The 19,319-nt window shown below is 47.9% G+C and carries 20 protein-coding genes; 5 read left to right on the top strand and 15 right to left on the bottom strand.

The window, feature by feature from the left end; translation table 11 throughout:
• Positions 1 to 12: 12 nt before the first annotated feature.
• Positions 13 to 1,224, bottom strand: coding sequence for a beta-ketoacyl-ACP synthase I (fabB, locus tag DPF93_RS05610; protein ID WP_114765238.1), 1,212 nt, complete (start codon positions 1,222 to 1,224; stop codon positions 13 to 15).
• A 128-nt stretch (positions 1,225 to 1,352) separates the two neighbouring features.
• On the opposite strand from fabB, the gene mnmC reads away from it, so the two are divergent.
• Positions 1,353 to 3,362 (top strand): bifunctional tRNA (5-methylaminomethyl-2-thiouridine)(34)-methyltransferase MnmC2/FAD-dependent 5-carboxymethylaminomethyl-2-thiouridine(34) oxidoreductase MnmC1, encoded by a 2,010-nt coding sequence (gene mnmC, locus DPF93_RS05605; RefSeq protein WP_114765237.1) that lies wholly within the window; start codon positions 1,353 to 1,355, stop codon positions 3,360 to 3,362.
• Positions 3,363 to 3,425: 63 nt separating this feature from the next.
• Here mnmC and DPF93_RS05600 read toward each other — a convergent pair whose 3' ends face one another.
• Positions 3,426 to 3,953, bottom strand: coding sequence for an NADPH-dependent FMN reductase (locus DPF93_RS05600; RefSeq protein WP_114765236.1), 528 nt, complete (start codon positions 3,951 to 3,953; stop codon positions 3,426 to 3,428).
• An 88-nt stretch (positions 3,954 to 4,041) separates the two neighbouring features.
• On the bottom strand, positions 4,042 to 4,305 hold the full coding sequence (locus DPF93_RS05595) for a YfcL family protein (protein ID WP_114765235.1): 264 nt from the start codon (positions 4,303 to 4,305) through the stop codon (positions 4,042 to 4,044).
• A gap of 155 nt (positions 4,306 to 4,460) precedes the next feature.
• Here DPF93_RS05595 and DPF93_RS05590 point away from each other — a divergent pair, with 155 nt between their 5' ends.
• A complete protein-coding gene (locus DPF93_RS05590; protein ID WP_114765234.1) occupies positions 4,461 to 6,653 on the top strand; it encodes an LruC domain-containing protein in 2,193 nt (730 codons plus the stop codon).
• 15 nt (positions 6,654 to 6,668) lie between these two features.
• Positions 6,669 to 7,229 carry a hypothetical protein gene (locus DPF93_RS05585; protein WP_114765233.1) on the top strand — a complete coding sequence of 187 codons (561 nt, stop codon included), beginning with the start codon at positions 6,669 to 6,671 and terminating at the stop codon, positions 7,227 to 7,229.
• 59 nt (positions 7,230 to 7,288) lie between these two features.
• Here the strand turns inward: DPF93_RS05585 and DPF93_RS05580 are convergent, their stop codons facing one another.
• On the bottom strand, positions 7,289 to 7,819 hold the full coding sequence (locus DPF93_RS05580; RefSeq protein ID WP_114765232.1) for an elongation factor P hydroxylase: 531 nt from the start codon (positions 7,817 to 7,819) through the stop codon (positions 7,289 to 7,291).
• Between the two features lie 287 nt (positions 7,820 to 8,106).
• Between DPF93_RS05580 and DPF93_RS05575 the strand changes: the two genes are divergently transcribed.
• Entirely contained in the window at positions 8,107 to 8,730 is a 624-nt protein-coding gene (locus DPF93_RS05575; RefSeq protein WP_114765231.1) for a trimeric intracellular cation channel family protein, read from the top strand.
• Positions 8,731 to 8,817: 87 nt separating this feature from the next.
• On the opposite strand, the gene aroC is transcribed toward DPF93_RS05575, so the two are convergent.
• Positions 8,818 to 9,903: a chorismate synthase gene (aroC, locus tag DPF93_RS05570; RefSeq protein ID WP_114765230.1), complete on the bottom strand. Its 1,086-nt coding sequence runs from the start codon at positions 9,901 to 9,903 to the stop codon at positions 8,818 to 8,820.
• Positions 9,904 to 10,094: 191 nt separating this feature from the next.
• Positions 10,095 to 11,027, bottom strand: coding sequence for a 50S ribosomal protein L3 N(5)-glutamine methyltransferase (gene prmB, locus DPF93_RS05565; protein WP_075647780.1), 933 nt, complete (start codon positions 11,025 to 11,027; stop codon positions 10,095 to 10,097).
• A gap of 74 nt (positions 11,028 to 11,101) precedes the next feature.
• Here prmB and smrB point away from each other — a divergent pair, with 74 nt between their 5' ends.
• Positions 11,102 to 11,632: an endonuclease SmrB gene (gene smrB / locus DPF93_RS05560; RefSeq protein WP_114765416.1), complete on the top strand. Its 531-nt coding sequence runs from the start codon at positions 11,102 to 11,104 to the stop codon at positions 11,630 to 11,632.
• A 266-nt stretch (positions 11,633 to 11,898) separates the two neighbouring features.
• On the opposite strand, the gene flhB is transcribed toward smrB, so the two are convergent.
• The 9 genes from flhB to DPF93_RS05515 are packed head-to-tail and all read right to left on the bottom strand — an operon-like array spanning position 11,899 to position 19,234.
• Entirely contained in the window at positions 11,899 to 13,029 is a 1,131-nt protein-coding gene (gene flhB / locus DPF93_RS05555; RefSeq protein ID WP_114765229.1) for a flagellar biosynthesis protein FlhB, read from the bottom strand.
• 9 nt (positions 13,030 to 13,038) lie between these two features.
• Positions 13,039 to 13,821: a flagellar biosynthetic protein FliR gene (gene fliR, locus DPF93_RS05550; protein ID WP_114765228.1), complete on the bottom strand. Its 783-nt coding sequence runs from the start codon at positions 13,819 to 13,821 to the stop codon at positions 13,039 to 13,041.
• Positions 13,822 to 13,829: 8 nt separating this feature from the next.
• Positions 13,830 to 14,099: a flagellar biosynthesis protein FliQ gene (gene fliQ / locus DPF93_RS05545; RefSeq protein ID WP_075650576.1), complete on the bottom strand. Its 270-nt coding sequence runs from the start codon at positions 14,097 to 14,099 to the stop codon at positions 13,830 to 13,832.
• Between the two features lie 12 nt (positions 14,100 to 14,111).
• Entirely contained in the window at positions 14,112 to 14,999 is an 888-nt protein-coding gene (gene fliP, locus DPF93_RS05540; protein ID WP_114765227.1) for a flagellar type III secretion system pore protein FliP, read from the bottom strand.
• Positions 14,986 to 15,351 carry a flagellar biosynthetic protein FliO gene (gene fliO / locus DPF93_RS05535; RefSeq protein WP_244204689.1) on the bottom strand — a complete coding sequence of 122 codons (366 nt, stop codon included), beginning with the start codon at positions 15,349 to 15,351 and terminating at the stop codon, positions 14,986 to 14,988. The genes fliP and fliO overlap by 14 nt, the downstream gene beginning before the upstream one ends.
• Before the next feature lie 30 nt (positions 15,352 to 15,381).
• A complete protein-coding gene (fliN, locus tag DPF93_RS05530; RefSeq protein ID WP_114765225.1) occupies positions 15,382 to 15,792 on the bottom strand; it encodes a flagellar motor switch protein FliN in 411 nt (136 codons plus the stop codon).
• 23 nt (positions 15,793 to 15,815) lie between these two features.
• Complete coding sequence (gene fliM, locus DPF93_RS05525; protein ID WP_114765224.1) at positions 15,816 to 16,865, bottom strand: flagellar motor switch protein FliM; 1,050 nt, start codon at positions 16,863 to 16,865, stop codon at positions 15,816 to 15,818.
• An 8-nt stretch (positions 16,866 to 16,873) separates the two neighbouring features.
• On the bottom strand, positions 16,874 to 17,371 hold the full coding sequence (gene fliL / locus DPF93_RS05520; RefSeq protein WP_114765223.1) for a flagellar basal body-associated protein FliL: 498 nt from the start codon (positions 17,369 to 17,371) through the stop codon (positions 16,874 to 16,876).
• A gap of 54 nt (positions 17,372 to 17,425) precedes the next feature.
• Positions 17,426 to 19,234, bottom strand: a complete 1,809-nt coding sequence (locus DPF93_RS05515) for a flagellar hook-length control protein FliK (protein ID WP_114765415.1) — start codon at positions 19,232 to 19,234, stop codon at positions 17,426 to 17,428.
• Positions 19,235 to 19,319 lie beyond the last annotated feature (85 nt).

Genomic DNA, 19,319 nt, shown 5'->3' with positions numbered 1-19,319 from the left:
CGATGAATTCAGTTAACCTTGATACTTTTTGATCACTAGCGTGGCGTTAGTACCACCAAAACCAAAACTATTCGACATAACCGTAGTTAGCTCAGCGTCACGCATTTCCGTTACGATATCCAAGCCGTGCGCAGCTTCATCTAGCGCTTCTACGTTAATGCTTGGTGCAATGAAATTGTTATCTAGCATCAAGGTCGAGTAGATAGCTTCATGCACACCAGCAGCACCAAGTGCGTGACCGGTCATTGCTTTAGTTGCTGAAATCGCTGGGCTGTTCGCGCCAAATAGCTCTTGAATCGCTCCGAGCTCTTTCACATCACCAACCGGTGTTGAAGTACCGTGAGTGTTCACATAGTCAACGCCGTCAACATTTTGCATCGCCATCTTCATGCAACGCACCGCGCCTTCACCTGATGGCGCTACCATGTCGTAGCCGTCAGAGGTTGCACCGTAACCTACAATCTCACCGTAAATTTTAGCACCACGAGCAAGTGCATGCTCAAGCTCTTCAATCACTAGCATGCCGCCGCCACCAGAGATCACGAAACCATCGCGAGCCGCATCGTAAGTGCGTGATGCTTTTTCTGGTGTGTCGTTGTATTTAGTAGATAGTGCGCCCATTGCGTCAAACATCATAGTTTGCGACCAATCAAGCTCTTCACCGCCACCGGCAAACACGATGTCTTGTTTACCTAGTTGGATAAGCTCCATTGCGTGACCAATACAGTGCGCCGATGTTGCACACGCAGAACTCATTGAGTAGTTCACGCCACGGATCTTAAATGGTGTTGCTAGACAGGCTGACACTGTTGATGACATGGTACGCGGCACCATGTATGGACCAACGCGCTTAACGCCTTTTTCACGCATTGTATCTGTTGCGATCGTTTGGTTAAGTGCCGATGCACCACCAGAACCCGCTACGATACCAGTGCGGTCGTTTGATACCTGCTCTTCTGTTAAGCCTGCATCTTCAATTGCTTGTTGCATTGATAGGTATGCGTATGCAGCCGCATCACCCATAAAGCGCATCTGCTTACGGTCAATGTGTTCTGCTGGGTTGATTTTCAGATCACCCCAAACTTGAGAACGTAGACCGTGTTCTTTGAACTGCTCAGAGGCAGTGATACCAGATTTACCCGCTTTTAGAGACGCTAACACTTCTTCGACGTTGTTACCGATACTTGAAACAATACCCATACCGGTGATTACGACTCGTTTCATTATCACATTCCTATAATTCAAAATACCGCTAGATAATAACTAAGTTAACTGACAAAAGTGGTCAGCTTTCCCTTAAAACCGTACAATCAGCACAACTTTACGGTCGATAATCACAAATTTTAGACACTATGACTACGATAACCAATGCCCAACTTGGCTGGAATGACGCCGGAACCCCTGTTTCAGACCAATTCGATGATGTTTACTTCTCCAATGTAAATGGTTTAGAAGAGACGCGTTACGTCTTCCTCAGCCAAAATCATCTGCCACAAAGATGGCAAGAATATGACCAGCGTCGTTTTGTGATTGCCGAAACTGGCTTTGGTACCGGGCTGAACTTCCTCGCGGTGTGGCAATGGTTTGACACATTTCGCCAGCAAAACCCGCAAGCAGAACTGCAAGAGCTACACTTTATCAGTTTTGAAAAGTATCCACTTAGTCAACAAGACCTAATCAAAGCTCATCAAGCTTGGCCAGAGCTTGCAAAGTACGCGGAGCAACTGCAGCGTCATTACCCTATCGCCGTGCCTGAGTGTCATCGCATTGTGTTAGCGGACGGAGCGATCACCCTCGATTTGTGGTTTGGCGATATCAAAGACTGCATGCCATTGGTACCAGTGCCGCAGCAAGGTTTGGTTGACGCTTGGTTTCTTGACGGTTTTGCGCCAAGCAAGAATCCAGAAATGTGGAACCAAGAGCTGTTCAATGGTATGGCGAAACTTGCCAAGCAAGATTGTAGTTGCGCCACCTTCACTGCTGCTGGTTTTGTGCGCCGAGGTCTGATTGAAGCTGGCTTTGACATGAAAAAGGTCAAAGGCTTTGGCACTAAGCGTGAAATGATTGCTGGTCGCCTTTTAGAGCGCCATAGCGAAACCAATATCAAGCCGTGGTTTCATCGTTCAGCAAGCTCACAGCATCAAAACATAGCCATCATAGGTGGTGGGATTGCCAGTGCCGCGCTTGCTAATACGCTTGTCCGTCGCGGTCAGAAAGTCACTCTGTACTGCCAAGATGAAAAAGCGGCAATGCGCGCCTCTGGTAACCGCCAAGGTGCGGTCTACCCACTACTGAATGGCGAGCACCAAGGGGTATCACGTGTTTTTGCACCTGCATTTTTATTCGCTCGTCAATTTGTTAACCAAGCCGCTGAGCAGTTTAGTTTTGACCATAATTGGTGTGGTGTGACCCAACTTAAGTGGGATGACAAGTCAGCCGCAAAACTGGATAAAATGCTGGCAGGTCACTTTGACCCACAATTAATTCACGGCTTAGATGCCACTCAAACCAATGACACGGTTGGACTTGATGTTGATATGGACAGTGTTCACTACCCGCTTGGTGGTTGGTTGTGCCCTGCCGAGCTAACCCAAGGTTTGATTACGCAGCTTGAGAAAAGCGACCATTTCACCGCGTTATTTGAGCATAAAGTTGATGCACTTAAGCAAACCGAGCACGGTTGGTTACTGCAGACTAATGGACAAAGCATTGAGCACGATTGTGTCGTGATTGCTAACGGTAATGAATTTGCCTCTTTTGCCCAAAGTGAATTTGTCCCGCTTGGACAAGTAAAAGGGCAAGTAAGCCACATTCCAACCACTGCCTCACTAAGCCAGCTAAAGAGTGTGCTTTGCTATGATGGCTATATGACCCCTGTGAATCCAAATAACCAGCATCACTGTATCGGTGCCAGTTACGATCGTAGCCAACTTAACTATGATTTTGACCCAGTCGCGCAGCAAGATAACGGCAATAAACTGCGTCACTGCCTGCCAAATCAAGCTTGGACAAGCGAGGTCGATACATCGAGCAACCAATCACGCCAAGGTATCCGCTGCGTCAGCCGTGATCACTTGCCATTTGTTGGTAACCTAGGTGATTTTGAACAAATCAAAGCGGTGTATGCCGATCTGGCTGATAATCAGCAAGCGATGCCAACTACGCCGCATCACGCCAACTTATTCTGCTTTTTAGGTTTAGGTTCGCGTGGCTTAAGCTCTGCACCACTAATGGCAGAGGTACTGGCTTCACAAATTTGCGGTGACCCGCTGCCATTGCCAGTTGATTTACTTGAGCAAATTGACCCAAGCCGAATGTGGGTGCGTAAACTACGTAAAGGCAAAGCGATTACCGAGCTATAACCCAGCAGCAAACCCAAGCAAAAAACTCCCGTAACTGGGAGTTTTTTTATCCTCGGGGAAAAACTAGTCAAGTAAGCGCTGCACTGTTTGAGCGACTTGATCGGCAAGCTGTTCAGACTTGAATCGACTGGTTGCCAAGTCAAAATTGTCATAGAAGCTTGGCACCGACAGCGAAGCTTTAAGCTGAGCAGAAAAGTAACCTGCCGAGCCACTCGCAGCCGCCAAAACGTTACTCGCTCCGCCAGGGCCCGGCGAAGTAGCGAAATACACAGCTGGTTTGTTTTGAAACACTTTTTGCTCGATACGCGATGCCCAATCAAAAAGATTTTTGTAAGCCGCCGTGTAAGAGCCGTTGTGCTCTGCAAATGAGATGACCAACGCATCCGCTTGAGCTATCTCTGCCAAAAACTCTCGCGCACCTTCAGCCTGACCTATCTGCTTTTCCGCATCTTCACTGAAAATAGGAACCGGATAATCGTTGAGGTCGAGTAGTTTTATTTCAACATTTGGGAGTAAATGGGCGGCGTAATTAGCAAGAGTGCGGTTAATCGAAGTGGAACTGGTAGAAGCGCCGAACGCGACGATAAGCATAGTGGTTGTCCTTTATATTCTGATGACCCTTTTCAGCATAGAAATAGAGTATTAAAGCAACAACCACTAGAGAGAAGAATGTGACTAATTAAGCGTTATTCGCCAGTTCATTCCAAAGATCATTAACAATGATTCTGTCGGCAGGTGTCAGCTCTGCACGCGCTTGGTCAAGACTTGCAACGATGCGCTGTTTAAGCTCTTCTACATCGTTAACGCCTTCTTCTTCACATGATGCCGCCGAAAGTGAAATGTGACCACGTAGATAACCACCTGCGAACAACTCATCATCAGATGCCGTCGCGATACGAGCATCGATCAGCTCTAAAAGCTTTTCTTCAAATTCAATAATCATGTTGTGTTTAGTCAATTCAGTTTGATTCTCAAAAAGGATGCTGAAGCTTCTCACATTGCGAAATTGAACGCAAACCCTATGTATATCGGGGCATCAGCATATGGCACAAGCTATGCAATCTAACGGATTACGACTCACTAATCAGAGAAAAAGTTATGCCAACAACGTTTTCAAAGCTGGGTTTAATCTCACTCACGGCTTCGAGTTTTGCTCTGAGCTCGGTCAGCTATGCTCAGCAGCCTTTTAATAATTGCCCGACAGAAGCTTTCCTGATCCAAAACCCCTCGGGCACGCCAGTCGCCTACGGCGTTGATATTGACCTTGGTAGTTATCGCACTTTGGACTCCACTTTAGGGTCCGCAAAGTTAAACGGGGTCGGCTTTAGTCAACACGACAACTTCATCTATGGCTGGGACTATGGTGCGAAGTCTTTGGCGCGAATTGATGGTAACTTTGAAAAATTCGCACTTAGTGTAACTAAGCCCTCTGGAGTGCCTAGTGCAATTTATGTTGGTGACGTATCGCTGGATGAAAATGCTTGGTATGGCTATCGCCCTGCAGACGGTCTATTTAAAGTCGACCTTGATACCATGCAAATGTCTCTGGTTGCCAACAAAGCCCAGTTTGGTTCCCCAAGCATCTTTGATATTGCGTTCCATCCGGATAACTCTTTTGCCTACAGTATCGATTCTAGTGGTTACTTGTGGCAGATTGATGTCGGCGCAGGCACAAGCACACGCCTTAACCAGTTACTCGACAAAACCGTGCTCGGTTTTAGCTTAACTTTCGGTGCGGTCTACTTTGATGTCGATGGCAATTTCTACGCCAGTAATAACAGCAATGGCTATGTTTACAAAGTCGCTATCAACGGCATGCAATCCAGTGCCAACTTTTTTGCCTATGGTCCTTCAAGTAACTCCAATGACGGTGCACGCTGTGCGCTCGCCCCAGTTGAAGCAAGCCCCAATACTGATTTTGGTGACGCGCCTGACAGCTACAATACTGCCTATGACAACTCTGGTGCTCGTCACGGCATCACCACTTTGATGCTCGGTAGCGTCATCGATGGCGAAACAGATGCCAGTCTTCCACCGCTGAGCGACGATGTTTCTGATGGGGTTGACGATGAAGATGGCATCGCCTTCCCTTTGCCGGTTCAGGTTGGTCGAATGTCAAAAATCAAAGCAACAGTCAGCGGCGCGACATCAGGCAGTGTGCTTAACGCATGGATTGATTTCGATGGCGACGGCAGTTTCGAAAGTGACGAACAAATCATTAGCGACAGTTCAATGTCCAATGGAGAACAAGATATCTTTTTCTCCGTCCCCCCTTGGGCGCAAACGGGTTCAACTTGGGCGCGATTCCGCTTAAGTGAAATATCGGGTATTGGTCCATCAGGCGGCGTTCCAACGGGCGAAGTGGAAGATTATCAGATTGATATTACTGAAGAAGGTGTAGTAACCGAAGTGTATCCAAGTGGTGCAGACTACACGACGTTCGCCTATGAGGATCAATACCCAATTGCGGGTGATTACGATATGAACGATGTACTAATGAACGTTAAGTACACCGAATATCAACTAGATGGCAAAGTGATTCGTTTAAAATTCGAAGGACAAATCGCCGCTTTGGGTGGTGCGCGCCACTCAGGCTTTGCTATTCGCTTGCCAGATGTTGCACCAAGCGATGTTCGTGATGATTTGATTGAGCTGACGATTAACAACCAAGTGGTTTCCGCCACCGTATTAGAGTCAGGCACAACAGACGCAGTTCTGATTATCCACGAAGATCTATGGGATATCACTGAGGCTGGAGAAGCGGAAGCATGTACCTATTTCCGCACCCAACAGGGTTGTGGTACTAGTTATCGCCCGACTTGGCAGCTAACGGTCACCATGCGTAATGCGATTGATAACTCACAGATGCCCGCCTTTCCTTACGACCCATTCATCTTTGCCTCCCCTGGTCACTATTATGGTGATATTGGTTACCAGTTAACGGGAGGTTACCCGGGACGTGGTTTAGAGATCCATTTGAAAAACAAAGCGCCTACCAGCAAGTTTGATGTGCGCTATAAAGCGCTTGGAGATGACACATCAAGTGGCGATACCCACTTCCACTCTGCGAATGGTCTGCCATGGGGTATTGAAATTCCACTCAACTGGCAGCACCCACTAGAGCAAGTCAACATTCTTAAAGCGTATCGCTATTTCGCCACATTTGCTGCCGACCCAAGTGGGCAAACCGCTCCAACTTGGTACGCAGCAACGGAAACAGAGAAAGATAATCGCAGCGACGACAACACTGATGATGACAACATTGATGAAAACAATATTTACTTTGATTAAGACGGAGGAGAGACGATGAAACAACCTATCACACTGTTAACAGCACTTTGTCTTAGTCTGACCCTATCAGCCTGTGGTGGTGGCGGAGGTGGTGACGGTGGTGGCAATCAAGGAGGGAGTGGTTCAGCGAGCCCTTTAGCCGCGAGCACCACCAGTAGTAGTTCTACAAATAGTGCGCCGGCAAATCCAGCACCGACACTGGCACCTGCTCCTCCTGCACCAACAAGTGGTCCAGGAACGCCAGCCCCACAAGTGCAAAACATCGAGAGCTTGTCGATAGCCGCTGACAATAACTTGGCTTCAACTTACCAAGTTACTGTCGATGTGAATCTAACCCAGTTAGCTGGTAAGCAGGCGTATATTGCGATTTGCCCAAATAGTGGCGCGAGCATTGAATATGAGAAATGCGTGGTCAAAGCCAGCCTTGATGATGGCATCGGCTCATTTGATTTGACCTTACCTAATCACCTCGACGCATTGGTGGCGGAAATCACACCGATGGAAGCCAACAGTTCACCACTTATCTACACATGGGACTTTAACAATCAGGCACAAAACACTTGGTTGATCCCATAGCCAAAGCCCATACAACAAAGCCCCTTATCAGGGGCTTGGTTTTTTCAGCAAACGAATCACTACTTGATTTGGAACATCTCGGCAGTAAGTGGCTCAACGTGATAAAAAGAACGCATTGCCTCAGACAGCATTTTCACTCGTGGTGGAATGCCTTGTTCAAGAATTGACAGCACTTCTGCGTGGACTTTACCCATAAATGCTAAGCGGTCTGGCTCAAAATCGCCATTAAGATTGTCGCAACTAACATTAAATGGAAAACCAGCACTCAAGGCTAAAATCCATTCATAAGCTTGTGGGCGAATTTCAACTTTCTCAAACTCGGCTTGAACTTGCGCAGTGCGACCATCAGGCTCATACCAGTAACCAAAATCTTCCAACAAGCGACGCTCAGGACCGGCGACACACCAGTGCGCAATCTCATGTAACGCTGACGCGTAGAAACCTCGGGCAAAAATAATGCGGTGATAATCAAACTGGTCATCGGCAGGCAGGTAGATTGGCTCATCACCCCCAAGCTCTAACTTGGTATTAAAGCTGGTGTAAAAAGTGTCATTAAAGATTTTGATAAGATCTTGGTAATCGTGTGTCATGGTCGCTTTATAGTAAAATCGGTTACAGCGCAGGCATTCTCTCACATTTCTTCGTCATTGCAATTCCCTACTTTCGCTAATGACATTAGAAAAATTTATCTGAAAAACGTTTTCGCGACCAACAAAACTCATTCGCCTTTTGCCTTCACAACCACTACACTCGCCTATCCGTTTTATAAGATGGGGTTTCCTATACCTGCCTCACTGAGAATTGCCTCAGCACTATTTTCGTGAGCACAGGTGAGTAACCGTGTCTATCTCCCCCTAGATTTAGTCGAGTAATCGTTATGCTACTGAGCGTGTTATACATTATTGGTATTACAGCAGAAGCGATGACCGGAGCCCTTAGTGCTGGTCGTCGTAAAATGGACTGGTTTGGCGTGATGTTGGTAGCCAGCGCAACCGCGATTGGCGGTGGTACTGTGCGTGATATTTTGCTTGGTCACTATCCGCTTGGTTGGGTAAAAAACCCCGAGTTTTTAGCGATTACCTGCATTGCTGGCGTGTTAACTACTGGTCTTGCCAAATGGGTGATCAAACTTAAAGGGCTGTTTATTCGTCTTGATGCACTCGGTCTGATCGTGTTCAGCATTATCGGCACTAAAGTGGCACTCGGCATGGGCTTACATCCTGGCATCTGCATGGTTTCAGCACTGGTGACCGGCGTGTTCGGCGGTCTGTTGCGTGACTTGATCTGTCGTCAAACACCGCTGGTCTTGCATGAAGAACTCTACGCCTCGGTTGCTCTCGTCGCTTCAGGTCTTTACTTGTTACTGCTGGAGTTTGGCATTGATGATGTCACCGCGACCATATCGACTCTCATCGTCGGTTATCTACTACGTATGGCTGCGGTGCGCTTTAAATGGCGTTTACCTTCCTTCCATTTGGAAAGTGAAGAGCCGTTGCACTAAACGCACTTCTCGATCGAACACCCACGATCAAAAAAGCCAATCTTCGGATTGGCTTTTTACGTTTTAGCTATTCACATAACAGCATCGTTAGATACGTGGCGTTTCCGTTGTCACACCATGGTTTTGCCCGCGATGACGCAGCAAATGATCCATCACAACAATTGCCAGCATCGCTTCAGCGATTGGCACTGCGCGAATCCCCACGCAAGGATCGTGACGACCTTTGGTAATCAATTCGGTCGGTTGACCTTGACGATCAATCGTTTCTCCGGGAACGGTAATACTTGAAGTCGGTTTAAGTGCAATATTGGCAACGATATCTTGTCCCGTCGAAATGCCACCTAAAATACCACCAGCATGGTTGCTGCCAAAACCTTGTGGCGAAAGCGTATCGCGATGCTCACTACCCTTTTGGCTGACCACATCAAAACCATCACCGATTTCAACGCCTTTAACCGCATTGATACTCATCAGCGCATGGGCGATGTCCGCATCGAGACGATCAAATACTGGCTCACCAAGCCCGACTGGCACATTGGTTGCGACCACTTGGATCTTGGCGCCAATCGAATCACCCTGTTTTTTCAAATCACGGATCAGTTGGTCAAACGCTTCCACTTTATCGGCATCAGGGCTAAAGAATGGATTGTTTTCAATCTCATTCCAATCCACTTTTTCAATCGCGACATCACCCATCTGTGATAGATAAGCGCGGATCTCGACACCAAACTCTTGTTTGAGGTACTGCTTAGCAATTGCCCCCGCTGCAACACGCATTGCGGTTTCACGCGCTGACGAACGGCCGCCACCACGATAATCGCGCACACCATATTTTTGGTGGTAAGTGTAATCTGCATGCCCTGGGCGGAATTTATCTTTGATGTCTGAGTAATCTTTTGAGCGTTGATCGGTGTTCTCAATCAAAAGCCCAATCGATGTGCCGGTAGTTTTACCTTCAAATACACCAGATAAAATCTTAACTTGATCGGGTTCGCGACGCGCAGTGGTATAGCGAGAAGTGCCAGGACGGCGACGGTCCAAATCCACTTGAATCATTTCTTCTGAAATTTCTAACCCCGGAGGGCAACCGTCAACGATACATCCTAGTGCGATACCGTGACTTTCTCCGAATGTCGTCACTCGAAAGTGTTGTCCGATACTATTTCCTGCCATTGCTTCCCCAATTATGTCGCTGTAAATGACCTGTTTACAGCCTTCCTTCCTGTTATTCGTGTTTTCATAGTCGCTTGATTACGAATTGATGTAAACCCCCAATTTGCAACAAATTTAGCCTTTTTCCTTGCCGCCAATAACAAAAACGCCATGCATAAGCATGGCGTTGAATGACTGAGTATCAGCTCAAATTAGTCAATGTACAGTTTAAAATCTTCTGCACACTCAACTAGCTGATCGCGGGTTAGCATAAATACGCCGTGACCACCGTTTTCAAACTCTAGCCAAGTAAATGGAATGTGTGGGTACTGTTCCATCATGTGCACCATAGAGTTGCCCACTTCACAAACAAGGATACCTTGCTCTGTTAAGTAGTCAGGCGCGTTAGCTAGAATGCGGCGTACCAGTTTCAGACCATCTGTACCCGCTGCTAGGCCCAGTTCTGGCTCGTGAGTGAACTCTTCTGGCAAGCTATTCATATCTTCCGCATCAACATAAGGTGGGTTAGTCACGATAATGTTGTACTTCTCTTTCTCCAGATCACGGAATAGATCTGAACGGATAGGGAAAACTTGCTGTTCCATACCGTGATCTTGAATGTTCTGCTCCGCCACTTGCAGTGCGTCAGTCGAGATATCAATCGCATCTACTTCAGCATCTGGGAACGCATGCGCACACGCAATCGCGATACAGCCACTGCCCGTACATAGGTCCATAATGCGCACTGGCTCTTCAACTAGCCATGGTTGGAACTCAGCTTGGATTAGCTCACCGATTGGCGAACGTGGTACCAATACGCGCTCATCAACAAAAAATTCTAATCCACAGAACCACGCTTTGTTGGTTAGGTAAGCAGTTGGCGTACGCTCATTAATGCGTTTTACCACGCGCTCAACGATGCGCATGCGCTCGCTGGTTGTTAGGCGTGAGTTAAGTACATGTGGAGGCACATCAATTGGTAGATAAAGGGTTGGCAGGATCAGCTGAACCGCTTCATCCCACGCGTTATCTGTACCGTGACCGTAAAACAGGTTCGCTGCGTTAAAGCGGCTCACTGTCCAGCGGATCATATCTTGAAGGGTATGGAGCTCCGATACCGCTTCTTCTACAAAAATCTTATCCAAAATTGTCTCCGAAAAGCGCTACAATACTGCCAATGCAAATTAGTGATGCTAAAAATAACATCAAAGTTTATCCCATGAGTAAAAAAGACATCGATGCCGACGACGATTTCGCCCTATTTAGGGATGCAGTACAAGGCGTAAAAAAGTTGCCACAGGATACCATAGTCCAGCAACCAAAAAAAAATACTAAGCAAAAAGAAATTAAACGCTCAGCGCGCGAAAGCAGTGATGCCGAGTTCTATTTCTCTGACGAGTTTGTGCCACTTCTTAGTGAAGAGGGACCAACCCGCTATGCCCGTGATGATGTATCTACCTATGAAGTAAAGAGATTACGTCGTGGTATTTACGTTCCTGACGTGTTTCTCGATATGCATGGTATGACCCAACAAGAAGCCAAACGCGAGTTGGGGGCGATGATTGCCCATTGTATCAAAAACGAAGTGCATTGTGCGTGCGTACAGCACGGTATCGGCAAGCATATTCTTAAGCAAAAAGCACCACTTTGGCTGGCGCAGCATCCTGATGTAATGGCGTTCCACCAAGCGCCACTTGAATACGGCGGTGATGGCGCGCTGTTGGTGCTGTTGTCAATTCCAGAGAAGTAAAACGTACAGCGTTTTTGAGATTTGGGATGCGGGAACGCACCGCGCAGATCGCTGTGCAACGGATAACGGATAACGGATAACGGATAACGGATAACGGATAACGGATAACGGATAACGGATAACGGATAACGGATAACGGATAACGGATAACGGATAATTTTGCCCGGTCTTGTTTACTAAGCAAGTGTGTTGATAGCAATTCTGTAAGCGAGGTAGAGCCGAGCGTTCCGGAAGCGAATGCGCTCCCGAGTCCGTTATCTATACGGTTATTGTCTCAAATCCGGCGGGATCGGTAGCTCTGATGCTTTTAGGTTTGGACGCTGACCGCCTCTTCTGCGGTACTGCTTAAGCTGGAATACATACGCCAGCACTTGCGCTACCGCGGTAAATAAACCGTCAGGGATCTCTTGCTCAAGCTCGGTTGAGTGGTACAGCGAACGAGCCAGTGGTGGTGCCGGCACGATATAAATATTATGTTCACGCGCCACTTCACGAATTTTCATTGCCATGTGATCAACGCCTTTGGCAACCACCACCGGGGCGCGATCTTTACTTTGGTCATAACGTAACGCGACCGAGAAGTGCTCCGGGTTGGTAATGATAACGTCCGCTTGCGGCACTTCTGCCATCATACGTCTTTGCGCCGCTTCACGCTGCAACATACGAATACGACCTTTTACTTCCGGCTTACCTTCGGTCTCCTTGTATTCGTCTTTGACTTCCTGCTTGGTCATCTTAAGCTGGTTGGCGTGTTGCCAGATCTGAAATGGGATATCAATACCCACTACTATGAGTAGTGAACAACTGATGAGCAGAATGAAGTTGAGCAGAATATCGAGCGCATGAAAAATGTTTTGCGGGAAAACGTCCAAGCTGAGCTGGAACAAATCCTCTTTAGCAGCATTGATAAGATAAAACGCCATGCCAGAAACGAGGGCAACTTTAAGGATCGACTTAATCAGTTCAACCCAGCTTTGCATCCCCACCATTCGCTTTAGACCGCTCAGCGGGTTCATCTTCGACAGTTTTGGCATGGCGGCTTCTGCAGAAAAGCTGATCCCACCAACGCCCGCAGCCCCAACCAATGCCGCGATAAAAAGCACAAATAAGATCAGCAATAACGGCAGCATTAGTGCGCTCAATGAACCAAGAGCAATATCGAATAACTTAGTTTGATCGAAAATTTCTTCGCGAGAGAGGTCAAACAAGCGCTCCATAATCCGGTATAACGCGCGTGACAGTCCCTCGCCAAACCACATCAAAGCGATAGAACCAATCACCAATACCGAAACTGACGCTAACTCTTTAGACCTTGCAACCTGCCCTTTCTCTCGAGCCTGTTGCAAGCGCCTGGGCGTGGCGTCTTCGGTGCGTTCTTGACCGTCTGATTCTGCCAATCTTCTCTCCTAGCAATCCAAACGAATAAGGCGACAAATCTGCTGTTCACCTTCCAGCCATATCAACTCATAGTGAGTGAACAGACCACCAATGATATACCAACACAGCAACAAGCCGACAATCAAAGCAAAGGCAAAACCGAGTGAGAAAATGTTCAGCTGCGGCGCCGCACGCGTCATCACACCAAATGACAGGTTAATGGTCAAAAGCGCGATGATGCCCGACAACGACATGCTCAACGCCAACTGGAACATGGTGCCTAACCACAGCGCCAATTCACGAAAATCAACCGCGGTTAGCGAGCCACTGCCTATTGGCAGCGATTTAAAGCTCATCACCACCAGCATCAACATTTTTAAATGACCATCAGTGGCTAAGAAAAACATCGTTGCCAGGAACATAAATAACTGACCCAGCAAAGGTGTGTTCTGACCATTGGCAGGGTCAACCATTGAGGCAAAACCAAGGCTCGATTGCATACCCAAGATTTGACCCAAGATGACGAAAATCTGGATCATAAAGGTGGTGACTGTGCCCATCGCCACGCCAATAACGATCTGCTCAAACGTCGCCATAAAACCAGCAAACGACAGCAGCTCTAAACTATCTGGAACTTTAGGAATTGCTGGCATCACCGCAAAAGTAATTGCTAAGCCAAGAAAGAGTCTGACCCGATTTGGTACAAAGCGTGCGCCGGTGACCGACATCACCATCAACATGGCAGCAATGCGCGTATAGGGCCAAAAATAGTTGGCTATCCAATCAAGTACGACACTGGCTGGGTATTCCATCGCGTCGCCTAGTAGAGAACTTGCGGCAGACGTTCAATGATCGAGTAGAAATACTCGGTCATCATTTGCGTCATCATATGCCCAAAAAACATCAGTGCCAGTAACGTCACCACCAAACGGGGCAAAAAGCTCAAGGTTTGTTCGTTGATAGAGGTTGCCGCTTGGAAGATCGCCACAACTAAACCAATCAACAAGCTGGGGATCACAATCGCGCACACCATGATAAGCACCATCCACAGCGCGTCACGAAACAGCTCTACAAACATTTCAGGAGTCATAAGCTTCTCCCGCTACAAGGCAAAACTGCCGGCTAAAGTGGACAAAATCAGATTCCAGCCATCAACTAACACAAACAGCATCAGCTTAAATGGCAACGAAACGATCATAGGAGAAAGCATCATCATACCCATTGCCATCAGTACCGATGCCACCACCAAATCGATAATCAAAAATGGCAAGAAAAGCATAAAGCCAATTTGGAAAGCCGTTTTCAGCTCTGAGGTGATAAAGGCAGGGATAAGCACCGCCATTGAGACCTCTTCTGGGTTTTGCGCGGTTGAGCCAGAGATATTAACAAAGGTCTCTAAGTCCTTCACACGCGTTTGCTTGAGCATAAAGTCTTTCATCGGGATCTGCGCTAAGTCAAACGCTTGGCGCGCAGTGATCTGCTCGTTGATATAAGGCTGGACAGCGGTGTCATTTACCTTGCTCAGCACTGGCGACATAATGAAGAAGGTGAGAAACATCGCAATACCGATGATCACTTGGTTGGACGGGGTCTGTTGTAAACCCATCGCCTGACGCAAGATAGACATTACCACCACAATCCGGGTAAAGGATGTCATCAAAATAACCATGGCTGGCAAAAAGCCCAGCATGGTCATTAAGGCTAAAATCTGCAGATTAACTGAATAGTCTTCAGTGCCGTCGCCGTTGGTGGTCACCGTAAAGGCAGGAATGCCGCCGCTACCCCCAGTAATGGTACTGGTCGAGATGGTTTTTGCCGCGCCCGCTTCTCGCTCCATAGCGGAAGCCGTCACTGAACTTGCAGCAACCGAATCATTGAGTGGTGTTTCTAACTCTTGATTGGCAAAAGCCATTGCCGACACGCTTGCCAACAACAATGTTAAAAGCAGCGTCACAAATTGATTAGCCAATGAGCGATTATTTTTTATCATTCTTTTTTAGTAGCTGAGTCAGTTGATTGGCAAATGGACTGGCTGCCAGCTCCTCCTGAGACAAAGGTTTTTCCAGTTTATAGATCAATTGGATCGACTGCGGGGTAATACCGACCAAAAACTGCTCTTCTCCCGCTTGTACAATAGCAATACGCTCGCGTGTTCCTACGGCGATTTGTCGTACCACACTAAGTCCTTTTTGATTGGCAATAGTAGGTACTCGCATACGTTTGAGTAGCCAAGCCAAAAACAAAATCAGGGCAATAACGAACAAGAGCGACCCAAACGTGGTCGCCCAATCAAGCTGACTAGACGGAGCCGCAGGCGCCGCCATTGCCGTTGGAGATAACATCAGTAGCCACGATAAACTCGGCTTCATAGCTTACCTAAGCTTCTTAATACGCTCAGTTTGGCTAATTACGTCCGTGAGACGAATACCAAACTTATCGTTGACCACGACCACCTCACCATGGGCGATCAGTGTACCGTTAACTAATACATCTAATGACTCACCCGCTAGGCGCTCAAGTTCTACCACTGAACCTTGGTTTAGTTGCAGCAGGTTACGAATGCTGATCTGTGAGCGACCCACTTCCATCGAAATCGTCACCGGGATATCTAAAATGGTATCGAGTTTACGACGCTCATCATCAGTAATTGGCGCAGAGGTATCTTGCAACTCATCAAGTTGCGCCGCCATCACCTCATCAACGTCAATACTTGGTGCGCTTGGATCTTCGCCTAATGCTGCCGCCCATTCGTCAGCCAGTCTTTGATCGTCACTTGGTTCCATACCTATGTACCTATCTTATATTGTTAATCTTCAATTTCGCCGTCATCGTGCTCTAACTCGGAGATCACATCTTTACCGAGGAACGCGATGTCGGTTTTCACCACATCAGGGCGTTTAATTTTTTCTGACACTTGCACCGCAAGCTTGTCACCTGAACGACCCATTTTCACGCGATATGTTGGCAATTCTTCCACAAACATCACCGCATGTTCAGGCATATCAATCGGAATAATGTCGCCCGGTTGAAGTTCCATTAAGTCGCGCAGCGAGATGTCTTTTTCCAGCAAATCAACGCGGAAGTTGACCGGAACATCCATAATTTCTTCGCGCAGCGCTGAGCTCCAACGCACGTCCGTTTCCATCTTGTCTGACTGGACACCAGCATCAAGTAGTTCACGGATCGGTTCGACCATCGAGTACGGCATAACCATATGGAAATCGCCGCCACCACCATCAACTTCGATGTGGAACGAGCTCACGACAATCACTTCAGTCGGGCTGACGATGTTCGCCATACTTGGGTTCACTTCCGAGTCGAGATACTCAAACTCAACCCCCATCACCGGAGACCAAGCTTCTTTGTAATCTTCAAACACTATTTTCAGCAACAACTGAATAATTCGACGTTCAGTTGGGGTAAATTCGCGCCCTTCGATACGGGCATGGAAGCGACCATCACCACCGAAAAAGTTCTCTACTAGGATAAACACTAAACGTGCTTCCATGGTGATAAGCGCAGTACCTTTTAATGGTCTAAAGCGCACCATGTTCAAACTGGTTGGTACATACAGCGTATTTTGGTATTCACCAAACTTCATCATCTGAACACCGTTGATCGATACCTCGGCGGTTTTACGCAGCATGTTAAACAAACTAATGCGCATATGACGCGCAAAACGCTCGTTGATAAGTTCGAGCGTCGGCATTCGACCACGAACAATTCGGTCTTGTGACGAGAAGTCAAAGTCGACCGCATCACTATCACTGACGACCTCATCATCATCGACGTCATCAACATCGTCTACGCCATGCAGTAGCGCATCAATTTCGTCTTGGCTTAATAAATCGGTCACTCTAATTCCTACTGAATAACAAAGTCAGTAAACAGCACACGCTCAATCACTGGCTGTCCGACTGCGCGAGTTAAACTCGCTTTAATATCTTCGGTTGCTTTATCACGTAGCTCAACGCGACCGTTGGCACTGCGCAGTTGATCGACGGTTGCCGAGGCAAACGTCGCCAGCAACGAACTTTCAATCAATGGTGAATGGTAACGAGCTAAGTTTTCGTTATCGATACCACGCACCATCATTTGCACATTGATTTGTACTAGGCGATCTTTTTTATCACCTGTAACGTTAAACAAAAACGGTTGTGGGATATTAACGTATGAGACCGGTAGCTCGGTTGAAGCAGGGGTCACTTGAGCGGCGGTGTCAGACTTGGCACTCTCACCCGAACTCATAAAGAAAAACGCTGCGGCACCACCACCGATTAACAGCACCAACACTGCAACGATAATGATGATCAGTTTTCCTTTGCCCTTAGGGGCGTCATTTGCGACTTCTTCTGCTGCCATAATGTAAGATTCTCTCGCTAATCAATCCGTTAATTCCATGCACCTTGGCATAGTCTAAGCGTAATAACTGATTCCATCACGCTTTGCCGCCACATTCAAATCAAGTTTGACGTCCGGTTCAAGGTTTTCTTCTCCTGAGAAGTGCTGACCGCTGCTCCCTTGACCAGTTCCACTGTCATTTCCAGTTGCATAGCGACCTTGTTGTTGTCCAGAGGCTTGTTGTTGAACCGAGGACTCGCCAAGTTGCATTCCTTGTTGTGCGAGCATTTCACGTAGTCTTGGCATCGCTTGTTCGACGATATCGCGCGCTTGTTGGTTAGCAACGGTAAAATGGACCGTGGCGTTATCGCCATTCATGTTCATGCGAATTTGCATGCGTCCCAGTTCCGGTGGATCAAGACGAATGTCGATGTTCTTTAAGTTTTTCGACAACATCATCTGAATGCGCTCGGCTACTTGCTCACCAGCCATTTCACGACTTAGCTGCAGTGCCGGTTGCGCTTGGGCGGTTTGCTCAGCGCGCATCTGTGCCGTCACACCATTTTGCCCAGCCGCTTGCCCTAACTGCTGAGCAAACGAAGCTTCACTGCCGTTACTGTTTTCACCTGGCGTGGCTAACTTGCCGATAGTGGCTGCCGCTTTGGCGCCAAGTGCGCTTTGCAGCATCATTTGCTCAGGTTTCACCGCAGGCGCAGCACTAGCTTGCAATTGCGCGGCAGCAGAAAGATCCATCGGCGTTGCTGGGGTTAGCGCGCTCGCTGGCGTACCAGACACTGCAGGGTTAGCCACTTGGCTGTTAGTTGCGCCATTGGTCACGGTCGCCGCAACGCCCGCTTGCAACTGGGCAGCATTGGTGGCTGGTTTATGGGTTTGCTTATGCAAAAGGTCGGTCTCAACCATTTGCTTGCTAATATCATCGGTAGCGACTGCGCTGTTACTTGACCAAGCAATCGCAGGTGCGATGGCTTCACCATCACCTCTCACAGTTGGCTCACCTTGCTGTTCGGTCATTGGGCTTGTAAGCCCAACCTCATCGGTATCTTGGCTAGTCGTTTTAGCACCACTCACCATATTGGCTTGGCTCGCATGCGCGGCTGCTACCTCAGCTTCGCTCATTGTTGGCGCTTGCTCGCCAGATGCGAGTGCGGCGCTATTAGTTTGCTCGGTTTGAACACCGTTTTCGGTCAGATTTGGCAATGATTCGGCGTTTATCGGCTGCTCACTAGTCGGCGCTTGAGCCGCAACCGCCTGTAAAGTCACACCATCTGTTGAATGGGCAGTTTGTGCTACCATCACGTCATCGCCGAGTGATGATTTTTCATCTAGCGCGGCTGTCTCACTGGTTAGCTCAGCGTCTTGCGGAGGCAAAGTGTTGCCGTCTTTCGCTTGCAAAGCCTTGTTAGCTTGCTCTAATCGACCCAGTAGAGCCTCACTTTCGGCAACGGTCTGTTTAACCTGCTGACTACTGGATTCAAGCTCGTCACTGTTTTCGATAAATTTTTCTAGCTCTTTCGGCACCGCGACCGCGCTTTCTTGCGACTCCTTCGCCGTTAACTCGCTGCTCGCTTCCACTTCAGACGCTTCACCTTCAAGCTCAGCATCAGCACCTGAAAGTAGTGCATCAGTACTCTGCGCTTTGCCGCCTTCAAGCACCTCAGCATCTTCTGAACTTACTTGCTCTGCTGCTTTGCCTGACGCACTGTCAACGCTTTTTAACTCAGACTTACTCTCACCTTTGAGCATCGCCGTCAATTTGGCGAAAAAGCCTTCCGCTTCTGTCGCTTCATCACTCGCTGTCGTCTTATCTGTGACGCCTTTGGTGATTTTGCTCGACTCTGTCGCGGATGTTAAATTTACATTCATGGTCGCTGACTCGCTATAACAAACTGATATTGTTGAAGTGTTTATCTTGCTGTTCACAACCGCTGACATTGAAGATGCCAACAAA

The sequence above is a fragment of the Vibrio rhodolitus genome (genome assembly GCF_003350325.1).
GTDB classification, from domain to species: Bacteria; Pseudomonadota; Gammaproteobacteria; order Enterobacterales; family Vibrionaceae; genus Vibrio; species Vibrio rhodolitus.
The sequence above is the reverse complement of the archived record's forward strand: the minus strand, read 5'-3'. Positions and strand labels throughout refer to the sequence as shown.